The 15,834-nt window shown below is 72.9% G+C and carries 17 protein-coding genes; 4 read left to right on the forward strand and 13 right to left on the reverse strand.

Annotation, left to right across the window (positions count from 1 at the left end; genetic code table 11):
- Positions 1-36: 36 nt before the first annotated feature.
- From ACFY3L_RS43800 to ACFY3L_RS43815, 4 genes are read right to left on the reverse strand one after another with little or no spacing between them, the layout of a single operon-like run.
- Positions 37-891: an SDR family NAD(P)-dependent oxidoreductase gene (locus ACFY3L_RS43800; protein ID WP_389338954.1), complete on the reverse strand. Its 855-nt coding sequence runs from the start codon at positions 889-891 to the stop codon at positions 37-39.
- Positions 891-2,084, reverse strand: coding sequence for an acetyl-CoA C-acetyltransferase (locus ACFY3L_RS43805; RefSeq protein ID WP_389338956.1), 1,194 nt, complete (start codon positions 2,082-2,084; stop codon positions 891-893). The genes ACFY3L_RS43800 and ACFY3L_RS43805 overlap by 1 nt, the downstream gene beginning before the upstream one ends.
- A gap of 24 nt (positions 2,085-2,108) precedes the next feature.
- The gene (locus ACFY3L_RS43810; RefSeq protein ID WP_389338958.1) at positions 2,109-2,768 is read right to left on the reverse strand and encodes an SDR family NAD(P)-dependent oxidoreductase; all 660 of its coding nucleotides are present in this window, start codon (positions 2,766-2,768) and stop codon (positions 2,109-2,111) included.
- Positions 2,769-4,259 carry a FadD3 family acyl-CoA ligase gene (locus ACFY3L_RS43815; RefSeq protein WP_389338960.1) on the reverse strand — a complete coding sequence of 497 codons (1,491 nt, stop codon included), beginning with the start codon at positions 4,257-4,259 and terminating at the stop codon, positions 2,769-2,771.
- 46 nt (positions 4,260-4,305) lie between these two features.
- Here ACFY3L_RS43815 and ACFY3L_RS43820 point away from each other — a divergent pair, with 46 nt between their 5' ends.
- From ACFY3L_RS43820 to ACFY3L_RS43830, 3 genes are all read left to right on the forward strand, one after another.
- Complete coding sequence (locus ACFY3L_RS43820) at positions 4,306-5,457, forward strand: acetyl-CoA C-acetyltransferase (RefSeq protein WP_389338962.1); 1,152 nt, start codon at positions 4,306-4,308, stop codon at positions 5,455-5,457.
- Entirely contained in the window at positions 5,432-6,199 is a 768-nt protein-coding gene (locus ACFY3L_RS43825) for an SDR family oxidoreductase (protein ID WP_389338964.1), read from the forward strand. The genes ACFY3L_RS43820 and ACFY3L_RS43825 overlap by 26 nt, the downstream gene beginning before the upstream one ends.
- 127 nt (positions 6,200-6,326) lie before the next feature.
- A complete protein-coding gene (locus ACFY3L_RS43830; RefSeq protein WP_389338966.1) occupies positions 6,327-6,548 on the forward strand; it encodes a hypothetical protein in 222 nt (73 codons plus the stop codon).
- Positions 6,549-6,553: 5 nt separating this feature from the next.
- Here ACFY3L_RS43830 and ACFY3L_RS43835 read toward each other — a convergent pair whose 3' ends face one another.
- Genes ACFY3L_RS43835 through ACFY3L_RS43850 form a run of 4 tightly spaced genes read right to left on the reverse strand, consistent with a single transcriptional unit; the run spans position 6,554 to position 10,401 of the window.
- Complete coding sequence (locus tag ACFY3L_RS43835) at positions 6,554-7,546, reverse strand: acyl-CoA dehydrogenase family protein (protein ID WP_389338968.1); 993 nt, start codon at positions 7,544-7,546, stop codon at positions 6,554-6,556.
- The gene (locus ACFY3L_RS43840) at positions 7,543-8,691 is read right to left on the reverse strand and encodes an acyl-CoA dehydrogenase family protein (RefSeq protein ID WP_389338970.1); all 1,149 of its coding nucleotides are present in this window, start codon (positions 8,689-8,691) and stop codon (positions 7,543-7,545) included. The genes ACFY3L_RS43835 and ACFY3L_RS43840 overlap by 4 nt, the downstream gene beginning before the upstream one ends.
- 1 nt (position 8,692) lies before the next feature.
- Complete coding sequence (locus ACFY3L_RS43845) at positions 8,693-9,538, reverse strand: SDR family oxidoreductase (RefSeq protein WP_389338972.1); 846 nt, start codon at positions 9,536-9,538, stop codon at positions 8,693-8,695.
- Positions 9,535-10,401 (reverse strand): LLM class F420-dependent oxidoreductase, encoded by an 867-nt coding sequence (locus tag ACFY3L_RS43850; RefSeq protein WP_389338974.1) that lies wholly within the window; start codon positions 10,399-10,401, stop codon positions 9,535-9,537. The genes ACFY3L_RS43845 and ACFY3L_RS43850 overlap by 4 nt, the downstream gene beginning before the upstream one ends.
- A 41-nt stretch (positions 10,402-10,442) precedes the next feature.
- Here ACFY3L_RS43850 and ACFY3L_RS43855 point away from each other — a divergent pair, with 41 nt between their 5' ends.
- Positions 10,443-11,186 (forward strand): SDR family oxidoreductase, encoded by a 744-nt coding sequence (locus ACFY3L_RS43855; protein WP_344499675.1) that lies wholly within the window; start codon positions 10,443-10,445, stop codon positions 11,184-11,186.
- Positions 11,187-11,242: 56 nt separating this feature from the next.
- Here the strand turns inward: ACFY3L_RS43855 and ACFY3L_RS43860 are convergent, their stop codons facing one another.
- The 5 genes from ACFY3L_RS43860 to ACFY3L_RS43880 are packed head-to-tail and all read right to left on the reverse strand — an operon-like array spanning position 11,243 to position 15,815.
- Positions 11,243-11,962, reverse strand: a complete 720-nt coding sequence (locus ACFY3L_RS43860; protein ID WP_389338976.1) for an ABC transporter ATP-binding protein — start codon at positions 11,960-11,962, stop codon at positions 11,243-11,245.
- Positions 11,949-12,770 (reverse strand): ABC transporter ATP-binding protein, encoded by an 822-nt coding sequence (locus ACFY3L_RS43865; protein ID WP_389338978.1) that lies wholly within the window; start codon positions 12,768-12,770, stop codon positions 11,949-11,951. The genes ACFY3L_RS43860 and ACFY3L_RS43865 overlap by 14 nt, the downstream gene beginning before the upstream one ends.
- Positions 12,763-13,713 (reverse strand): branched-chain amino acid ABC transporter permease, encoded by a 951-nt coding sequence (locus tag ACFY3L_RS43870; RefSeq protein ID WP_360558836.1) that lies wholly within the window; start codon positions 13,711-13,713, stop codon positions 12,763-12,765. The genes ACFY3L_RS43865 and ACFY3L_RS43870 overlap by 8 nt, the downstream gene beginning before the upstream one ends.
- Positions 13,710-14,585: a branched-chain amino acid ABC transporter permease gene (locus ACFY3L_RS43875; protein WP_344499667.1), complete on the reverse strand. Its 876-nt coding sequence runs from the start codon at positions 14,583-14,585 to the stop codon at positions 13,710-13,712. The genes ACFY3L_RS43870 and ACFY3L_RS43875 overlap by 4 nt, the downstream gene beginning before the upstream one ends.
- A 12-nt stretch (positions 14,586-14,597) precedes the next feature.
- Entirely contained in the window at positions 14,598-15,815 is a 1,218-nt protein-coding gene (locus ACFY3L_RS43880; protein WP_389338980.1) for an ABC transporter substrate-binding protein, read from the reverse strand.
- Positions 15,816-15,834: the final 19 nt, after the last annotated feature.

A 15,834-nucleotide genomic window follows, 5' to 3' on the forward strand; every position in this document is an offset into this window, starting at 1 on the left:
TGCAACGATCCAAGCCCATGATCCGCGTTACAGAACCTAGGCGCGGTGCAGGCCGACCGGGCTGATCGGGCCGACGGCACCGGCCGCGAAGGCCGCCTCGACCTTCTCCACCGTCCACTCGGCGTCCTGGGCTCCGGTGCCCTGCACGACGGGGTGCGCGATCATCGACAGCTCGTCGCCGTCGATGCGGACCACCTGCCCGTGCACGGCCGCGGCGGCGTCGGAGAGCAGGTAGATGACCGCCGGGGCGTTCTGCTCCGGCGGCTTGCGCACGTTCTGTCCCTTCGCGGCCGCGCCGAGGTACGCCTCGAACGTGTCGGCCATCCGGGTGTGCGCGTTCGGTGAGACGGCGTTGACCCTCACCCCCGTGCCGATCAGGTCGGCCGCCCAGCAGTAGGTGAGCGAGGCGACGCCGCCCTTGCTGGCCCCATAGGCGCCCATTGCCGCCGACCCGGCGTGCGCGCCGGACGTCACGTTCACCACCGAGCCGCCGCCCTGCGCGAGCATCGCCCGGATCGCGTGCAGGCCGCAGTACGCCGTGCCGAGCAGGTTCACCTCGATGACGGCGCGGAACTCGTCGGGGTCCTGCTGCGACGGGTGCGCGAGGCGGAAGATCCCGGCGTTGTTGACCAGGCCGTCGATCGCGCCGAACACCTCGACGCACCGCTCGACCACCGCGCCGGCGCCGTCCCAGGTGCTGATCGTGCCGACCGCCACGTCGGCCTGGCCGCCGGACGCGGTGATCTGCGCAGCGACGGTCAGAGCGAGGTCGGCGTCGACGTCGTTGACGAGCACCGCCGCCCCCTCGGCCGCGGCGAGACGGGCGTAGGCGGCGCCGAGGCCCCGCCCGGCGCCCGTGACGACGACCGCCTTGCCGTTCAGGGCACCCATCAGGCGAGCCGCTCGATCACCATGGCCATGCCCTGCCCGCCGGCGGTGCACATGGTCTCCAGGCCGAACTGTGCGTCGCGGTGCACGAGGCCGTTGAGCAGCGTGGTGGCGATCCGGGCGCCGGTCATCCCGAACGGGTGGCCGACCGCGATGGCACCGCCGTGCACGTTGACGCGCTCCGGGTCGGCGCCCATCTGCCGGTACGCCGGGATCGCCTGCGCGGCGAACGCCTCGTTGATCTCGACCAGGTCGATGTCGCCGATGCCCAGGCCCGCGTTGGCGAGGGCGCGGCGGGTCGCCTCGACCGGGCCGAGGCCCATGATCTCCGGGCTGAGCGCGGACACGCCGGTGCTGACGATCCGCGCGAGGGGGGTCAGGCCGAGCTCGCGGGCCCGCACGTCGCTGAGCACGACCAGGGCGGCGGCGCCGTCGTTGAGTGGGCAGCAGTTGCCGGCGGTGACGGTGCCGTCGGGTCGGAACGCGGGTTGCAGCGCCGCGACCTTCTCCAGGGTGACGCCGGCCCGCGGCCCGTCGTCGTGGCGCAGCACGGTGCCGTCGGGCAGGGTGACCGGGGTGATGTCGCGGTCCCAGAAGCCGTCGGCGAGGGCCTCCTCGGCGTTGTTCTGGCTGCGGACCGCGAACTCGTCCTGTTCGAGCCGGGTGATCCCGCACAGCTCGGCGACGTTCTCGGCGGTCTCCCCCATCGCGATGTACACGTCGGGCAGCTCCCCGCGGTTCCGCGGGTCCGACCAGGGCCGGGACCCGGTGATGCCGTCGAAGCGCGGGTTGCGGGTGCCGGGCATGCCATCCGCCTTCCCCAATGGGTAGTGCGAGACAACCTCGGCGCCGGCGGCGACGAACGCGTGCCCCTCTCCGGCCTTGATCGCGTGGAACGCCATCCGGATCGCCTGCAGCGACGACGCGCAGTACCGGTTGACGGTCGTGCCGGGCACCATGTCCAGGCCGAGGTGCATCGCGACCTGCCGGCCGAGGTTGTACCCCTGTTCGCCGGCCGGCTGGGCGCAGCCGAGCATGAGGTCGTCCAGCGTCCGCGGGTCCAGCGACGGGACTCGCTCCAGGGCGAGGCGCACGACCTGCACGGCGAGGTCGTCGGCGCGCACGCCGGCGAGGGAACCCTTGTAGGCGCGACCGATCGGCGAACGCACGGCCGAGACGATGACGGCGTCAGGCATCTGCGCAGCCCCTTTCCTTGACGGTTACTGGGAGACCGTCCAGCCGCCGTCGACCGGCAGCAGGACGCCGTTGATGTACGCGGCGGACGGGGAGAGCAGGAACAGCACCGCGGCGGCGACGTCCTCGGGGCGCCCGGCGCGGCGCATCGGGTTGCGGGTGATGAGGTCCCGGCCGAGCGGCGTGTCGCCGAACCCGGCCATCCTCGGCGTGTCGATGAAGCCGGGGGCGACGGCGTTGGCGCGCACCGCCGGCGCGATCCGGGTGGCGAGGTGGCGGGTGTAGCCGGCGATGGCGGCCTTGCCGGCCGAGTACCAGGCCGAGTCGGTGCCGACGAGATTCCCGGCGACGGAGGCGACGTTGACCACCGCCGCGCCCTCGGGCGGGCCGGTGCGCAGCCAGGCCGTGGTGACGGTCTCGACGCTGCCGGCGGTCGCGGTGAGGCCCTCGGCGAAGCCGAGCGGGGCGCCGCCGCTGGCCGGGCCGGCGTTGTTGACGAGGAACCGGGCCGGCCCGCTCGCCTCCAGCGCCGCCGCGACCGCGGCCGGGTCGCGGACGTCGACGACGAGACCGCCGTCGGTCGGGGCCAGGTCCCAGACGACCGGGCGGAGGCCATGTTCCAGCGCGAGGCGGACGATCGCGGCGCCGATGCCGCTGGCACCACCGGTGACGATGACGGTGTCCATCTACGCCGCCGCGCGCAGGGTCGTCTTGAGCACCTTGCCGCTGGCGTTGCGCGGCAACGCGTCCAGGAACACGTAGGAGCGCGGCAACTTGTAGTTCGCGAGGCGTCCCTTGCAGTACACGGCAAGCTCCTCCTGTGTCACCGTGTGGTCCGTTCGCGGGACGATGTAGGCGCGGGCGACCTCGCCGAGGCGCTCGTCGGGGACGCCGATGACCGCGACCTCGGCGACGCCCTCGTGCCGGGCGAGGACCTGCTCGATCTCGGCCGGGTAGGCGTTGAACCCGCCGACGATGAACATGTCCTTGAGCCGGTCGGTGATCCGCAGGTAGCCGCGCTCGTCGAGGACGCCGATGTCGCCGGTGTGCAGCCAGCCGGCGGCGTCGAGCGCGTCGGCGGTCGCCGCCGGGTCCTGCCAGTAGCCGCGCATCACGTTGTACCCGCGGATGAGCACCTCCGAGGTGACCGGATCGACGGCGACCTCGACGCCGTCGATCGCGGCGCCGCAGGTGGTCGACACGGTGGTTGGGTCGTCGTCGGGGCGGCACATGGTGGCCGTGCCGCAGGACTCGGTGAGCCCGTAGGCGGTGAGCACCCTCGCCAGCTTCAGCTCCTCGCGGAGCCGCTCGATCATGACCACCGGCACCGTGGTGGCGCCGGTGACCGCGACCCGCAGGCTGGACAGGTCGTGTGACAGCCGGTCCGGATGGTCGAGCAGGGTGGTGTACAGCGTCGGCGGGCCGGGCAGGACCGTGATCCGCTCCTGCTCGATGAGCCGCAGCGACGCGGCGACGTCGAAGACCGGCTGCGGGACGATCGTCGCGCCGCGCAGGAGGCAGGCGATGACGCCCGCCTTGTAGCCGAAGGTGTTGAAACACGGGTTAACGAGCAGATACCGGTCCCCCGCGCGCAGGTCGGCGAGCTCGCTCCAGGCGACGTAGACCTGGGTGCTCTGCCGATGCGTGAGCATCGCGCCCTTCGGCCGTCCGGTGGTGCCGGAGGTGAAGAACAGGTCGGACAGGTCGTCCGGGCCGACCTCCGCGGTCACCGCCGCGGTGCGGCTGACGAAGGTGTCCCACTCCGCCAGGGTTACGATGTCCGACAAGTCGGGTAGGTTCTCCGCCGCCAGCGAGTCGACGTAGCGGTTGCCGAGGAAGCCGTCGTCGACCAGCAGCAGCCGCGCGCCGCTGCGAGCCAGGATGTAGCCGGCCTCCGGCCCCTTGAAGCGGGTGTTCAGCGGGACGAGGACACCACCGGCGGTGACGACGCCGAGCGCGGCGACGACCCACCGCCACGAGTTCGGCGCCCACAGTGCGACCCGGTCGCCCTTGCCGACACCTCTGGCGGCAAGGGCTCCGGCGAACCGGGCGACCTCTTCGGCCAGCCCGGCGTAGGTGAGCCGGACCGAGCCGTCGACGATCGCCTCGCGGTCGCGGTGGTGCTCGGCGCCGGAGCGCACCAGGTCCGGCAGCGTCCGGGCACTCAACGGTTCCATGCCACGCACCTTACCAACCAAGCGCTCGCTTGGTAAAGTGTCGAGCATGACAGAGGCTTACCTGGTCGAAGCGGTGCGCACCCCAGTCGGCCGGCGGGGTGGCGGCCTCGCCGGCGTGCACCCGGCCGACCTCGGCGCGCACGTGCTGACCGCGCTCATGGACCGCAGCGGCGTCGACCCGGCCGCCGTCGACGACGTCATCTTCGGCTGCGTCGACGCCATCGGCCCGCAGGCCGGCAACATCGCCCGCACCTCCTGGCTCGCCGCCGGCCTGCCCGACGCCGTCCCCGGCGTCACCGTCGACCGGCAGTGCGGCTCCTCCCAGCAGGCGCTGCACTTCGCCGCCCAGGCCGTCATGTCCGGCACCGCCGACCTCGTCGTGGCCGGTGGCGTGCAGAACATGAGCGCCATCCCGATCTCCGCCGCGATGCTGGCCGGCCGGACGTATGGCTTCGACGACCCGTTCCGCGGCTCCACCGGCTGGCAGACCCGCTACGGTGACCAGGAGATCAGCCAGTTCAGGGCCGCGGAGCTCATCGCCACGAAATGGTCCCTCAGCCGGTCTGAGATGGAGGTGTACGCGCTGAGCAGCCATCAAAAGGCGGCCGCCGCCCGGTCCGCGGGCCGCTTCACGCGCGAGACGGTGCCCTACGGTGACGTGTCCGCCGACGAGGGACCGCGCCCGGACACCTCGCTGGAGAAGATGGCCGGCCTGCCCACGCTCACCCCGGGCGGGGTCGTCACCGCCGCACTCGCCAGCCAGATCTCCGACGGCGCCGCAGCCCTGCTGGTCGCCTCCGAAACGGCGGTGCGCACCCACGGCCTGCGCCCCCGCGCCCGCGTGCACCACCTGAGCGTCCGCGCCGACGACCCCGTCTACATGCTCACCGGCCCGATCCCGGCGACCGCGCACGCTCTGCGGCGCAGCGGCCTCACCATCGACGACATCGACCTGGTCGAGATCAACGAGGCGTTCGTGCCGGTGGTCCTCGCCTGGCAGCGGGAGACCGGCGCCGACCCGGACCGGATCAACGTCAACGGCGGCGCGGTCGCGCTCGGCCACCCCCTCGGTGCGACCGGGGCCCGGCTGATGACGACGCTGCTGCACACCCTGGAGGACACCGGCGGCCGCTACGGGCTGCAGACCATGTGCGAGGGCGGGGGGACGGCGAATGTCACCATCATCGAACGGCTCTGAACCCGCCGCGCTGGTCACCGGCGGCACCCGCGGGATCGGCCGGGAGATCGCGGCGCGTCTCGCCGGTGCCGGCTTCCAGGTCCTGGTCTGCGGCCGGCGCGAACCTGCCGACCTGCCGGCCGGGGTGGTCTTCACCGCCGCCGACGTGCGCGAGCCAGACGAGGCCGCCGCGCTGGTGACGACGGCCGTCGACCGGTTCGGCCGGCTCGACCTCCTGGTGAACAACGCCGGCGGCTCCCCCGCGGTCCCGGCCGCGACCGCCTCGCCGAACCTGGTGACCGCCGTCGTCCGGCTCAACCTCCTCGCGCCGTTCTTCGTCGCCCAGGCCGCGAACGCGGTCATGCAGACCCAGCCGGGCGGTGGGCTGATCGTCAACATCGGCAGCGTGTCCGCGCTGCGACCGGCACCCGGCACCGCCGCGTACGCCGCCGCCAAGGCCGGCCTCGAGGTCCTCACCCGCGCCCTGGCCCTGGAGTGGGCGCCGAAGGTCCGGGTCAACACCGTCACCGCCGGTGTGGTCCGCACCGACGACAACGCCGCGCACTACGGCGACGAGGACGCCCTGGCCGCGGTCGCCGCGACCGTCCCCATGGGCCGCATGGCGACCCCCGCCGACATTGCCGACGCGGTGCTGCTGCTGGCGTCGCCCCTCGCGGCGTACCTGACCGGGGCGAGTCTCCTCGTCGACGGCGGCGGCCAGCTCCCCCGCTACACCGAGACCGCCCGCCCCGTCACGCCCTGACCATTCGGCGGGTCCTCGCGACGGGCTGACCGCCGACGGCGGCGCCGTTCGGCGGTCCTTCCGCAGCCGCGACGTCCGCTGGGAGGACCTCCTGCCCGGCGGCCCGCATCCGGCTCGGCGCTGGACGATGCGGCTGCTGTACAAGGACACGGCCGGAAACCTGGAGCGGTGCACCGTGCCGATGTTCCGGCTGCACGTCGACGCCATCTTCACCGCCACCGTCATCCGGCACCACGCCGAGCGTCCCGAGCACCGGGCCGCGATCGGCACCCAGGACGAACCCGACCGCCTCGAATCCGCGTACAACGCGTGGCGGTCGGCACCGAAGCCGCTGCCACGCCTGGCGTAGCGGCGCTACAGCCCGGCGCGGGACAGCAGGAGGCGGCGCAGGGCGACCGGGTCGCCGGCGAGGAGCCGGTTGGCGGTGGCGCGTTTCAGGTAGCGGTGCGCGTCATGCTCCCAGGTGAAGCCGATCCCGCCGAGCAGCTGGATCGACGCCCGGGTCACGGTCCACGCGGCCTCCGTCGCGATCAGCTTGGCGAGGGGCGCCGCGGTGGCGAACTCGGAGGTGCCTGCGGCGCGCAGGGCGTACCACACGGATGACACCGCCTGTTCGAGGTGGACGTGCAGGTCGGCGACGCGGTGCCGCAGCGCCTGGAACGTCGCGAGGGGCACCCCGAACTGCTCGCGGGTGCGCAGGTGCTCGACGGTGACCCGCAGCGAGGCGCGGGCCACACCGACGGACTCCGCGGCGAGCGCGGCGTGCAGCAGGTCCTGCGCGCGGGCGGCGTCGCGGGCGACGAGGTGGCCGGGCGCCTGCCACAGCACGAGGGTCCCCTGCCCGCGGGTCTGGTCCAGGGTCGGCTGCGGCCGTATCTCCGGGTCGGTGACGGCGTACAGCGCAGTGCCGTCCGACACGATCACGACCCCGGCCGATTCGGCGTCCAGGACGTGCGCGAACGAGCCGTCCAGGACGAACCCGTCGCCGTCGGGCCGGGCGGTGCAGCTGCCGTCGAGGGCGACCGCGCCGATCAGGTCACCGGCGGCGAGTGCCGGCAGGAGCGACGCGGCGGCGGGCAGGTCCGGGTCGAGGGCGAGGGCGGCGACCGTGGTGGACAGCAGCGGCGAGTGCAGCAGCGCGGCGCCGGCCTCCTCCAGGACGATGCCGACCTCGACCAGGGAGGCGCCGAAGCCGCCGTGGTCCTCCCCGATGGCCAGGGCGGTCAGGCCGAGTTCTCCGGTGAGCCGGCCCCAGTCCGCGCCGGTGCTGAAGAACGCGGCGACACTCTCGCGCAGCGCGGCGTGCTCCTGCTCTTGTTCCTGCTTCTGTTCCTGCTCCAGGGTCATCGGGTGCCTCGCGGGGTTCGGCCGAGGATCCGGTCGGCGACGATGTTGCGCTGGATCTCGTCGGAGCCGCCGTAAATGGTGTCGGCGCGGGTGAACAGGAACAGCCGCTGGGCGTCGGTCAGCTCATACGGCGCGGCCTCGGCGACGGTCGACGCGGCCCCGCCCACGTCCATGGCCAGTTCCCCGAGGCGCTGATGCCAGCCGGCCCACAGCAGCTTCGCCACCGACGCCCCGACCGGGTCCGGTTCGGTGGCCGACAGCGCCCGCAGCGCGTGGTGGCGCAGGCCCTGCAGCCCGGCCCAGGCCTCCGCGATGCGGTCCGCGACGACGGGGTCGTCGAAGGACCCGTTGGCCCGCGCGGCGGCGACCACGGCGTCGAGTTCGCGAGCGAAGCCGAGCTGCTGGCCGAGGGTGGCGACACCGCGCTCGTAGGACAGGGTGCTGGTGGCGACCCGCCAGCCGTCACCGGGCGCCCCGACGACCAGGTCCGCGTCGGTGCTGGCGCCGTCGAAGAAGACCTCGTTGAACTCCGACGCCCCGGTGAGCTGCATGATGGGCCGCACCTCGACGCCGGGCTGACGCATCGGCACCAGCAGGTAGGACAGGCCGGACTTGCGGGTCGCGGCGGGGTCGGTACGCGCGAGCACGAAGCACCAGTCGGCGGCGTGCGCCAGGGACGTCCACACCTTCTGCCCGGTGATCCGCCAGCGGTCGCCGGACAGTTCCGCGCGGGTGCGGACCCCGGCGAGGTCGGAACCGGCGCCGGGCTCGGAGTAGCCCTGGCACCACAGTTCCTCGGCCCGGGCGATCGGCGGCAGGAAGCGGCGGCGCTGCGCTTCGGTGCCGTGCGCGATGAGGGTCGGTGCGAGCAGGTATTCGCCGATGTGGCTGAGCCGGCCTGGGCCGCCGGCGCGGGCGTACTCCTCGAAGAACACCACCTGCTCGGCGATGCTCGCGCCACGGCCGTACGGCGCCGGCCAGCCGAGGCCGATCCAGCCGGCGGCGCCGAGCTCCCGCTCCCACTTCGCCCGCAGCTCCAGTTGCTCGTGCTCCCGGCCCGGTCCGCCCGCGCCGACCAGCGGGGCGAACTCGCCGGTCAGGTGCTCCCGCAGCCAGGCGCGGACGTCGGCCGCCCGGAGGCTCACCTCAGGCGCCATAGACGGCCGCCGGGGCTGGTGCGCGCGACAGCAGGTCGCGCACGACGGGGCCGAGCTCGTCGGGGTGCCAACGCCGGCCGGCGTCGCGGACCTCGCCGTGCTGCCAGCCGCCGGCGACGCTGATCCGGCCGCCGGAGACCTCGAAGACCCGGCCGGTCACGTCGCCGCTGTCGGCGCCGGCGAGCCAGACGACGAGCGGGGACACGTTGCCGGGGTCCATCTCGTCGAAGCCGGCGTCGGGGGCGCGCATGGCGTCGGCGAAGACCTCCTCGGTCATCGCGGTGCGGGCGCTGGGGGCGATGGCGTTGACGGTGACGCCGTAGCGGGCCAGTTCGGCGGCGGCGACCTGGGTCAGCGCGGCGATCCCGGCCTTGGCGGCGCTGTAGCTCGCCTGCCCGACGCTGCCCATCAGCCCGGCGCCGGAGGTGGTGTTGACGACCCGGGCGGCGACGTCCTCACCGGCCTTGGCCCGGGCCCGCCAGTGCGCGGCGGCGTGCCGTAGCGGAGCGGCGGTGCCCTTGAGGTTGACCCGCATGACGGCGTCCCACTCGTCCTCGGCGAGGTTGACGACCATCCGGTCGCGGGCCAGGCCGGCGTTGTTGACGAGGGCGTCGAGGCGGCCGTGCTCGGCGACCGCCTTGCCGACGAGGGCGGCGGCGAAGTCCCAGTCGGCGATGTCTCCGGGGAACGCGACCGCGCCGGTGTGTGCGGCGACCTCGGCGAGCGCGCCGGCGTCCAGGTCGTTGAGCACGAGGCGGGCGCCGGCCGCGGCGAAGGCGAGTGCGTGCGCCTTGCCGAGCCCCTGGGCGGCGCCGGTGACGATGACGGATCTCATGCGCGGAGCACCTCTCGCTGATACCGGCGGACCTTGTCCCGGACGCCGACGAGGTCGGCGGGGTCGGCCCGGATGACGACCCGGGAGACGCCGAGGGAGCGCAGCGTCTCCAGCTCCCCCACGTTGCCCGGGGCCCTCATGGTGATCTCGACATCGTCGATGGTGCGGCCGGCTGCCGCGCACTCGGCGGCGAGCGCGGTCCGCAGTTCGGCGAAGCGGTCTGCGCTGACGCCGAGCGGATACCAGCCGCTGCCGAAGCGGGCGGCCCGGCGCACCGCGGCGAGCGAGTGCCCGCCGACGATGATCGGCACGCCGCCGGGGCGGGTGGGCCGGGGGCGGCTGTGCACGTCGTGGAACGACACGAACCGGCCGGTGTGGCTCGCCGGGGCCTGCGTCCAGAGCGCGTGCATGGCGGCGAGGTACTCGTCGGCGCGGGCGCCGCGTTCCTCGAACGGCACACCGAGGGCGTCGTACTCCTCGCGCAGCCAGCCGACGCCGATGCCGGCCAGGAGCCGCCCGCCGCTGAGCACGTCGACGGTGGCGAGGCGTTTCGCGAGGTCGACAGGGTGGTGTTCGGGCAGGATGAGCATTGCGGTGCCGAGGCGCAGCGTGGTGGTGTGCGCGGCGGCGAAGGTGAGCCAGTGCAGCGGGTCGGGGATGTCGTCGCCGGCGCCGAGGCTCATCCGGCCGCCCGGGTCGTACGGATACGCAGAGGTGTAGTCGTCGGGGACCACGACGTGCTCGACGGCCCAGACGGACTCGCAGCCGAGGTCCTCGAGCAGCCGGACGAAGCGAGCGGTGGTGGCGGGATCGGCGGCGCCGGTGCCGCCGAGGACGGGCATGACCCCGAGTTTCAGCTCCACGACGGGTACTCTACCAAACGCTTGCTTGGTAGCGTAAGTGGATGGATTTCAGGTTCCGCAAGGGCGTCGCCGTCGTCACCGGTGCCACCGGCGGCATCGGCAGCGCCGTCGCCCGCCTCCTCGCCGCCCGCGGCAGCCGCGTGCTGCTCGCCTACCGCGGCAACGCCGCAGCGGCCGAGGCTCTCGCCGCCGACCTGCCGGGTGCGAGCGCGCACCGGGTCGAGCTGAGCGACCCGGCGTCGTGCGCGGCGCTGATCGACGCGGCACCGGTCGTGCACACCCTGGTGCACGCCGCCGGGCCACACGTGCCGATGCTGCATCTGAGCCGGGTCGCGCCGGACCGGTTCGCCACGCAGCTCACCGAGGACGTGGCCGGGTTCTTCAACATCCTCGCCGCGACCCTGCCGCGGCTGCGAGAATCCCGCGGCAGCCTGGTCGCGGTCACCACCGCCGCCACCCGCCGGTTCCCGGTCCGCGACGGCCTCTCGGCCGGCCCGAAGGCGGCGGTCGAGGCGCTCGTGCGCGGGATCGCCGCAGAGGAGGGCCGTTTCGGCGTCCGGGCGAACTGCGTCGGGCCGGGCATGCTCACCGACGGCATGGCGGCCCGCCTCATCGCCGACGGCGATCTGGACGAGCGCGCCCTGGAGGTGACCCGCGGCAACATCCCGCTGCGGATGTTCGGCACCGCCGCCGACGTCGCCGAGGCGGTGTGTTTCCTCGCCAGCGACCGGGCCCGGTTCATCACGGGCCAGAAGCTCGACGTCGACGGCGGCTACGCCGCCTGACCACACCGTTCGGGCCCGCACGACGAAGGACGTCGTACGGGCCCGATGCGGCTGGGTCAGTGCGCGGCGGTCTTCAGCACACCCATCCGGGTGCGGTACTCGCCGTCGAGGGCCGTGCCGCCGTCCTCGCGGGTCGCGACCACCTCACCACGGACCAGCACGTAGCCGCGGTCGACGGCGCCGCGGACCGCGCCGAGGGCGGGCTCCGCCATGAGCACCGCGACGCCTTCGCCGGCGAGCTGGGTGACGGTGCGCAGCAGCTCCTGCACGACGAGCGGGGCGAGCCCGGTCATCATCTCGTCGAGCAGCAGCACCCGCGGCGAGCCCATCAGCGCCCGGGACACGACGAGCATCTGCTGCTCACCGCCGGACAGCACGCCGACGAGGCTCTTCATCCGGGTCCGAAGGATGGGGAAGCGGTCGATCGCGGTCTGCACCGCACTGCGCGGCAGGCGCAGCAGCTCCGCCATGACCTGCAGGTTGTCCGCGACGTTGAGCTTCGGAAACAGCTGGCGGCCCTGCGGCACCACGGCGATCCCGGCGCGGGCCCGGGCAGCCGGTTTGAGCCGGCTGACGTCCTCACCGTCCAGGAACACCCGGCCGGTCGCCGCGACCGAGCCGTACGCGGCGAGCAGTGCGCTGCTCTTGCCGGCGCCGTTCGGCCCGACCAGGGCGGTGATCACGCCGCCGGGCGCGACGATGTCCACACCGGCGACCGCGCTGGCATGCCCGTAACGGACGGTCAGCCCTTCGAGGCGCAGCTCATGAGACGACATGCGGAACCTCCTCGGCGTCATCTGGGGCAGCGGCCTGGGCGGGGTCGGCGACCCCGAAGTACACCTGCTGCATCTGCGGGCTGTCGAGGCATTCCCGGGGCGAGCCGTCGAACACCGACTGGCCGCGGTCCAGCAGCATGATCCGGTCGACGAGGCCCGCGACGAGGTCGACGTTGTGGTCGACGAGGATCACCGCGTGGCCGCGCCGCTGCACGGTGCGCACCACCTCGGAGATGCCGGTGACGCCGGCCGCGTCCGAGCCAGCGAACGGCTCGTCGAGCAGCAGCACCAGGGGGTCCTGGCCGAGCGCGCGGCCGACCTCGACGAGGCGCTGCTCGCCGAGGGACAGGTCGCCGGCGGGCCGGTCGAGCCGGTCGATGCCGAGCTCCTCGGCGATCGCGGCGACGGCGGCGAGGTCGGCTGGCGGGTACGGGCGGAACGCCCCGCTGAACGACCCGGCGATCATCTGCCAGACGGTGCCGTGCCGCCGGGCGGCCCGGCCGAGCAGCAGGTTCTCCGCGACGGTGAGCTCGAGGGCGAGCTGCGGATACTGGAAGGTGCGGGCCAGCCCGGCCTTGGCGCGCCGGGACGCGGGACCGGCCAGGCGCAGCCCGCGCAGCGTCAACAATCCCTCGGTGGCCGGCTGCGCGCCGGAGATGAGGTCGACCAGGGTCGTCTTGCCGGCCCCGTTGGGCCCGACGAGGCCGAGGACCTCACCGGCGGTGAGCGAGAACGACACGTCCTGCAGGGCGGTGACCCCGCCGTAGCGTTTGGTCAGGCCGGATCCGACGAGGAGCGTCTCAGCCACGGCGTCCCCCCACAAGCTTGGTGAGCCTGCTCGCGTATCCGATGACGCCCTGCGGCGCGACGAGCAGGATGACGAGGACCCCGAGCGCGAGGATCAGCGTGCCGCTGGTCTCCACGGCGGGGAAGTTCAGGGTGAGCTCGACGGCGATGACGGCGCCGAGGACGGCGCCCCAGGGGGTGGCCGCGCCGCCGATGAGCGGCATGAAGATGGCCAGGAACACCAGGTTGAGGGTGAACGTGTCCGGGGTGACGCTGCCGGCCGAATAGGTGAACAGGCCGCCGCCGACGGCCGCGATCGCGGCGCCGATGGCCAGGGACACGAGGTTCATCACCGGCACCCGCACCCCGGCCGCCTCCACCGCGCGGGGCGCGTCGCGCATGGTCCGCACGATCACACCCCACGGCGACATCCGCAGCCGGTCGAGCAGGAACGCGATGACGCACACGACGACGGTGCAGCCGACGACGACCTGGTAGTGGCTGGGCTGCCAGCCGAGGATGTCGAGCTTGCGGAGGCTGCCGAGGCCCCCCGAGCCGCCGGAGATACCTTCGGCGTCCACCAGCCAGGCGGTGAACGCCATCCCGAACAGCAGCGTCACCGCGGCGAGGAAGAAGCCGGACAGCCGCCGGGTGGCGAGCCCGAGCAGCACGGCGACGGCCGCCGCGACGATCGGCCCGGCGACCCAGGCGAGGATGAGCGGCAGGCCGCTCTTCGTCGAGATCAGGCCGACCGCGTAGCCGCCGATGCCGGCGTACGCGCCGTAGGCCATCGACAGTGATCCCGCCATCAGGTACGGCACGTACATGCCGAGTGCGATCAGCGCGTAGGTGGCGGTCGTGGTGACCAGCGTCTGCTTGTAGCCGTCCGCGCCGACCCAGAGCAGGATCAGCACCGCGCCCACGACGCCGCCCAGCAGGCCGAAGGAGCCGGGGAAGCGCTTCATGCTCGTACCCTCCGCACGAACAGGCCGCTCGGTTTGAGGGCGAAGAACAACAGGGCGACGATCAGCAGCCCGTACACGTGGGACTGGCCGCCGAAGTAGTAGGGGACGAAGACCTCGACGGCGCCGAGCAGCAGCCCGCCGACGAGCGGCGCCCAGACCGAGCCGGTGCCGCCGACCACCATCGCGAGGAAGCCCGACAGCGCCCAGCTGAGCCCCGACAGTGAGCTGACGCCCGCCTTCGGTGCGAACAGCAGCCCGGTGATCCCGGCGAGCAGACCCGACAGCAGGAACGCGATGAGCCGCACCCGGTTGACGGGGAGGCCGAGGAGTCCGGCGGCGTGGGTGCTGTCACCGACCGCGCGTAGCAGCCGGCCGGTACGGGTGCTGCGGATCCACACCGCGAGACCCGCGAACGCGACGACGGTGAAGGCGAGCAGCACCAGGGCGCTCGGCTGCACGACCGTGTCGCCGACCGTCACCGGGTCGAACGTGAGGAGGTTCTGCCCCGGCAACGTGGTGTAGCCGAACAGGTACCCGCCGAGCTGCTGGATCGCGAACAGCACCGCCGCGACGGCGACCAGGGCGGGCAGTTCGCCGCCGCCGGAGCGGCGCTGCACCGGCCTGACCACGACCAGTTCGGTGACGACGGCGAGCGCCGCGGCGGCGGTGATCGCCACCGCCGCCGCGGCCCACACGTTCATGTCCTCGTAGAGCACCAGGTACGACGTGCACAGCCCGCCGACCATCGCGTACGGCCCGATCGCGAAGTTGAAGAACCCGGCGCCGACCAGGACCAGGTAGTAGGCCAGCGCGAGCAGGCCGAAGAAACACCCCATCTCGAGGGCGGACAACCACAGCTGCAGCTGGCCCATACTGTTACCTCACTACTTGGCGCACGGCGGCTGGAAAGTGGCCCACGGGCCCTTGGGCTTGTTGTCCGCGCCGAACTCGATGAGCGACAGCCCGCACGCCCCGTCCGCGCCCAGGTGCTTGTCGGCGCCGAACGACAGCGTGAAGTTCGCCTGGCCGAAGGTGGCCGGGTAGCCCTTGACGCTCTGGATCGCCTCGTTGAGCTTCTTCGAGTCGTCGACCCCGCCGGCCTTCTCGATCGCCAGCTTGAGCACGTGCACCGAATCCCATGCCTGGGCGTCGTATGCGGTGATGTCGTAGTCCTTGCCGTACTTGTCCTTCAGCAGGGTCACGAGCGCCTGGGTGCGCGGGTTTGCCGTGTTGATGGAGCCCATGAAGATGAGGCCCTCCAGGGCGCCCGGGGCGGCCAGCTTCCAGGAGGCGGGCTGGTTGCCGATGGACGCGAGCGAGAAGCGCTTCGTGCCTTTCATCTGGCTGCCCAGGGTGTTCTGGGCGAGCACCTCGAACGCGCCGCCGACGCTGGTCACCAGGACCGCGTCAGGGTTGGCGTTCTTGAGCCGGGCCACCTGCGCTGACAGGTCGGAGGCGTTGGCCGCGCCCTTCTCGGTGGCCACGATCTGCACGCAGGACAGCGCCGGCAGCAGCGCTTTGTCGAGCGCGGCGATCGTGGTCGTGTCGTCGGTGAGGACGCCGATCTTCGTGATGTTCGCGGCCTTGAAGGCGCCGCAGTACACCTGTGCCCAGTCCGTGGTGGTGTTGGCGAGCATGTAGATCAGCTCGTTGTCCGGCGGTGCGACCAGTGTGGCGGTGACACCGGTGGGTGCGATGGCGGGCAGGCCGAGCGCCGTGAGCGTCGACTTCGCCTGGAGGATGGCGGCGCTGCCGCTCTGCAGGAACAGTGCCTTGGCGCCCTGGCCGGCGAGCTTCTGCAGCACGGCCGGCACCTTGGTCGGGTCGGACTCGTCGTTCTCGACGACCAGCTGCAGCGGGCGGCCCAGCACGCCGCCCTTGTCGTTGACGTCCTGGATCGCCAGCCGGATCGTCTTGCCGGCGATGGTGCTGTAGGAGGCGCCGGAGCCGGTGCTGTCCTCGTCCAGACCGATGATGATCGGAGCGCCGGACGCGGTGCCGTTGCTCGGCTTGTCGTTCCCCGCCTTGTTACCGCAGCCGGCGACGGTGAGCGCCGCCAGCGCGAGACAGCTGACGATGCGGCTCGTCAATGAAACGCCCATTTGTACCCCTGTCACGGAA

This window comes from Dactylosporangium sp. NPDC000521 (assembly GCF_042898305.1).
Lineage (GTDB): Bacteria > Actinomycetota > Actinomycetes > Mycobacteriales > Micromonosporaceae > Dactylosporangium.